This window comes from Ramlibacter sp., from assembly GCF_013697775.1.
In the GTDB taxonomy this organism is placed as follows: Bacteria; Pseudomonadota; Gammaproteobacteria; order Burkholderiales; family Burkholderiaceae_C; genus Ramlibacter.
In genome coordinates this window covers 1-3,983 of the sequence record NZ_JACCWG010000006.1, presented here as the reverse complement: position 1 = coordinate 3,983, position 3,983 = coordinate 1, and the positions used below count along the sequence as shown (strand labels likewise).

Below are 3,983 nucleotides of genomic sequence, written 5' to 3'. Positions count from 1 at the left end.
GGTGCAGCGTGGGCTTGCCGTCGCGCTGCTCCCAGCGGCTGGCGTTGAGCGGCAGCGGCTGGCCGCCCCAGGCGTTCAGCCGCCGCAGCGCCTCGGCCTGCGGCAGCGCGAACACCAGCGTCGCCTCGGCCGGCGCCACCGGCAGCACCTTGAGGCTGACCTCCGCGATCAGGCCCAGCGTGCCGAGCGCGCCGGCCATGAGGCGCGACACGTCGTAGCCGGCCACGTTCTTCATCACCTGCCCGCCGAACGCCAGCAGCTCGCCCTTGCCGTTGACCAGGCTCAAGCCCAGCACGTAATCGCGCACGGCGCCGGCGCTGGCGCGCGCCGGGCCGGACAGGCCGGCGGCCACCATGCCGCCGACGGTGGCGCCGGGACCGAAGTGCGGCGGCTCGAACGGCAGGCATTGCCCGCTTGCCGCCAGCACCGCTTCCAGCTCCGCCAGCGGCGTGCCGGCGCGCACCGTGACCACCAGTTCGCTGGGTTCGTAGCTCACGATGCCGGCCAGCGGCGCGGTGTCCAGCACCTCGCCTTGCAGCCGTTCGCCGTAGAAATCCTTGCTGCCGCCGCCGCGGATGCGCAGCGGCGTGTGCGCCGCGGCCGCAGCGCGGATGCGCTCGATGGTGTCGTTCAGGCCCGGGTGCATCCCAGGATGGTAAGGCGCGCCCGTCAGTCGATAAAGAAATTGACGGGCAGCCCGGGCGAGTCCACTTGCATCGCGATCAGACGGCCCGACAGCGGCAGCTGCGACAGCTCCTCGGCGGACCGCTTGTGGGTGGCGCTGGTGACGTACAGCGTGCGCAGGTTCTCGCCGCCGAAGCACGGCATGGTGGGGCAGCGCACCGGCAGCGGGAACTCCTGCAGCACGGCGCCGGCGGGCGAGAGCTTCACCAGCCGCTGGCCCTCGAACATCGCGACCCAGTAATTGCCCTCCACATCCACCGCCGCGCCATCGGGGCGGCCGCCGTAGCCGGGGTCGCCGGGCTGCCAGCCGGAGGGCTTGCCAGCGAACTCGTGGAACACGCGCTGGTGGCGCAAGGCGTTGGTCGCCGCGTCCCAGTCCCAGGCATGGACCACGTGGCGGGTGGTGTTGGCCCAGTACAGCACGCGCGTATCGGGCGACCACGCCAAGCCGTTGGCGATGATGTTGTTCTGCGCCTTCAGCTGCACGCCGGGCACGCCCTGCTGGCCGTTGTCGGGGCGGCAGTCGATGCTGTAGAGCTCGCCCTTGCTGGCGTCGCGGGGTTCGTACATGGTGCCGGCCCACATGCGCCCGAGTGGGTCGGCCTTGCCGTCGTTGAAGCGCGTGATAGCGGGGTCATGGTTGAAGCGCGCGATGCATTGCAGCGCGGCGCCCCAGCTGCGCGCGCGGTAGACGCCGTCGCGCAAGGCGATCACCAGCCCGCCCGCGGCGGCCGGCGCGATGCAGCCCGGCTCCGTCGGCATGGGCCATTCCTCGGGCGCGCCGCCGTCCGCATTGCAGCGGCGGATGCGCCTGCCGTCGATGTCGACCCAATACAGCCGCTGCTCCGCGGCATGCCAGAACGGCGATTCGCCCAGCGTGTCGGGCTCCTCCACCACCGCCTGCCAGTTCATCGGGCGGCCTCCACCTCGATGGTGCACTGCGCCGTCAGCGACTCGCCCGGCTGCAGCACGCACAGGCCGAGCGCGTCGGCCGACAGGCCCGCCGCGTGCAGGTTGATCGCATTGTTGACGTGGCTCACCGGCTCCACCGCGATGTAGGGCCGCGTGTCGTTGGTGAACACCACCAGCCGCGACAGGTTGCTGCGCACGCGCACGCGCAGCCGCTCGTCGCGCAGGTGCGCCACGCCGTCCCAGCCGTCGTAGCAGTTGTCCACGTCGAGGAACGCGCAGTCGGCGTCCAGCCCGTGCGCCGGCTTGTGCGCGGTGGGCAGCTTGTCGCCGCCCATCTCCCAGCGGCCGGTGGCCTCGAACGAAATGCGGCTGCGCTCGCGCTTGACGAAATACGGGTGCCAGCCCAGGCCCGCCGGCGCGGGCTGGTTGGATTGGTTGGTGACCGACAGCGTCATGCCCAGGGCGCCTTCGCGCAGCCGGAACGCCTGCGAGCAATCGAAGGCGAAGGGCCAGCTCGGGTCGGGCGCGTGCTCGTACGCCAGCAGCGCATAGCGGTCGTCCTGCTCCAGCACGCGCCAGGGCCGCTGCCAGCCGACGCCGTGGATCGCGTGCGGCTCGTCGCCGTTGTTGGGCATGAGCGGATACTGCGTGCCCATATAGTCCAGCCGCGCCTGCGCCACCCGGTTGGAGAACGGCACCAGCGGATAGCTGCCGGCCTGGCGCACCGACGTCAGCTGCTGCGCCGGCGTGGAGCGCAGTACGGGCACGTCGCCCATCCAGAACCCGCTGATGCAGCCGCCCAGCTGCGGTTCGATCTCACAGCGCAGTGCGCCGGCCTGCAATGACACCATGACAGCTCTCCCGAAAGTCTGCCCGTCCATTGTGCGGCATGCACCGCCGTCCGTCTGCACCGGCTAACATCCCCGCATGCAAATGAACGTCCGGCATGCTGTCGAGCAGCAACGCCTGGAAGCGGCGCGCTACGCACTGCTTCGCCGCCTGACGCTGGCCATGCGGCACCAGCTGGTGGTGCACCTGCAGCCGATGGGCCTGATCACCGAACTGCTGGAGCGCCGGCTGCAGCAGCCCGCGCCGCCGCTCGCGCAGATCCGCGACAGCATGGACAAGGTGCACACGCTGTCGCGCGCCGCCGTGCAGGCCTGCCTGGACGTGGTGAGCTGGCTGGCGCCCGAGCCGGGCGACCACGTGGCGCTGCAGGACGGCGTGCGCGAATGCGTCGACCTGCTGCGCAGCAGCTTCAGCTTCCGCGGCTTCGCCCTGGCCGAGCACGTCGATGCTGCACCGCAGCAGGTGTCGCGCGGCGCGTTGCGGCAGGTGCTGCCCGCCGCCCTGCTGGCGCTCACCGACCGCGCCGCCTCCCCCGCCGACGTGATCCTCACGGCCGAGCCGCGCGGCGATGCCGTGGCGCTCACGCTGCAGCTGCGCCAAAGCGCCGGCGAACCCGGCTTTCCCGGCAACCAGCCGTACCGGCTGATCGAGTGGGACGACGTGGAACTGCTGGCAGAAGCCGAAGGGGTGCGCGTGCACCGCATGGAGGGTGCCGCGCAGCTGGTGCTGGACGTGCTCGCCTAGGCGCGACCGCCGTCCTTCAGGCTTTCCTCAAGCGTTCTTCACGCGTACTTGTCGCCCACGTCGGCGCGGATCGGGTGCGTGTCGTACACGATCGCCATGTGCGCGATGCGGCTGTCGGCGCCGAACTCGAACACGTCCACGCAGGCGAAGCGGACCTGCGTCCCGTCCTTCAATTGCTAGTGGTAGGTGAAGTAGCCGGTGGCGCGCGCATGGCCTGCCGCGCTCACCAGGATGTCGTGCGTCTCGATGCGGCTCTGTCCCGATGCATCGCGCACCTTGGTGAAGAAGGGCTCGGGCCGCATGCGGCCGAGGAACGGCGAGTCCACCTCGGCGTCGGGCGCGAAGAGCGCGGTGAGGCCGGCAACGTCGCTGGCCTCCAGGCAGGCGAGGTAGCGGCGGATGGTCTCGGCGTGCCGAGCGGCATCGGGGTGCAAGGTCATCGTGTGGCGCATGGGTTGGTTGAGAATCAGGGCCATGCTAACGGTGAAAATCGCCGCCAACCAGCGAAACGTTTGACGCACAGCCATGCGCCCGGCGCATGGCTTGATCCACCCCATGCCGAACCACCTGCCGCCACTGCACAACCTGCAAGCCTTCGCCACCGCCGCCGAGAGCGGCAGCTTCACCGCCGCGGCGCCCGCGCTGCACCTGACGCAGGGCGCGGTGAGCCGCCAGGTGCTGCTGCTCGAGCAGCACTACGGCTGCGCGCTGTTCGTGCGGCAGGCGCGCGGCCTGGCCCTGACGCCGCAAGGCGCGCTGCTGCTGGCAGCCGTGCGCGAATCGTTCTCCAGCCT

At 70.9% G+C, this 3,983-nt stretch carries 5 protein-coding genes and 1 pseudogene; 2 read left to right on the top strand and 4 right to left on the bottom strand.

What is annotated here, in order from left to right; translation table 11 throughout:
* From glcE to H0U68_RS00540, 3 genes are all read right to left on the bottom strand, one after another.
* Positions 1-646 (bottom strand): glycolate oxidase subunit GlcE (gene glcE, locus H0U68_RS00550; protein ID WP_296352082.1); only part of this gene is annotated, 646 nt, incomplete at its 3' end.
* A gap of 23 nt (positions 647-669) precedes the next feature.
* Positions 670-1,596: an SMP-30/gluconolactonase/LRE family protein gene (locus H0U68_RS00545; protein ID WP_296352080.1), complete on the bottom strand. Its 927-nt coding sequence runs from the start codon at positions 1,594-1,596 to the stop codon at positions 670-672.
* Positions 1,593-2,447 (bottom strand): aldose 1-epimerase, encoded by an 855-nt coding sequence (locus H0U68_RS00540; protein WP_296352076.1) that lies wholly within the window; start codon positions 2,445-2,447, stop codon positions 1,593-1,595. The genes H0U68_RS00545 and H0U68_RS00540 overlap by 4 nt, the downstream gene beginning before the upstream one ends.
* Before the next feature lie 76 nt (positions 2,448-2,523).
* Between H0U68_RS00540 and H0U68_RS00535 the strand changes: the two genes are divergently transcribed.
* Entirely contained in the window at positions 2,524-3,189 is a 666-nt protein-coding gene (locus tag H0U68_RS00535) for a hypothetical protein (RefSeq protein WP_296352074.1), read from the top strand.
* Between the two features lie 38 nt (positions 3,190-3,227).
* Here the strand turns inward: H0U68_RS00535 and H0U68_RS00530 are convergent.
* Positions 3,228-3,629: pseudogene (locus H0U68_RS00530) on the bottom strand (nuclear transport factor 2 family protein).
* 115 nt (positions 3,630-3,744) lie between these two features.
* On the opposite strand from H0U68_RS00530, the gene H0U68_RS00525 reads away from it, so the two are divergent.
* Positions 3,745-3,983: LysR family transcriptional regulator (locus H0U68_RS00525; RefSeq protein WP_296352072.1), on the top strand; the 239-nt coding region annotated here is incomplete at its 3' end.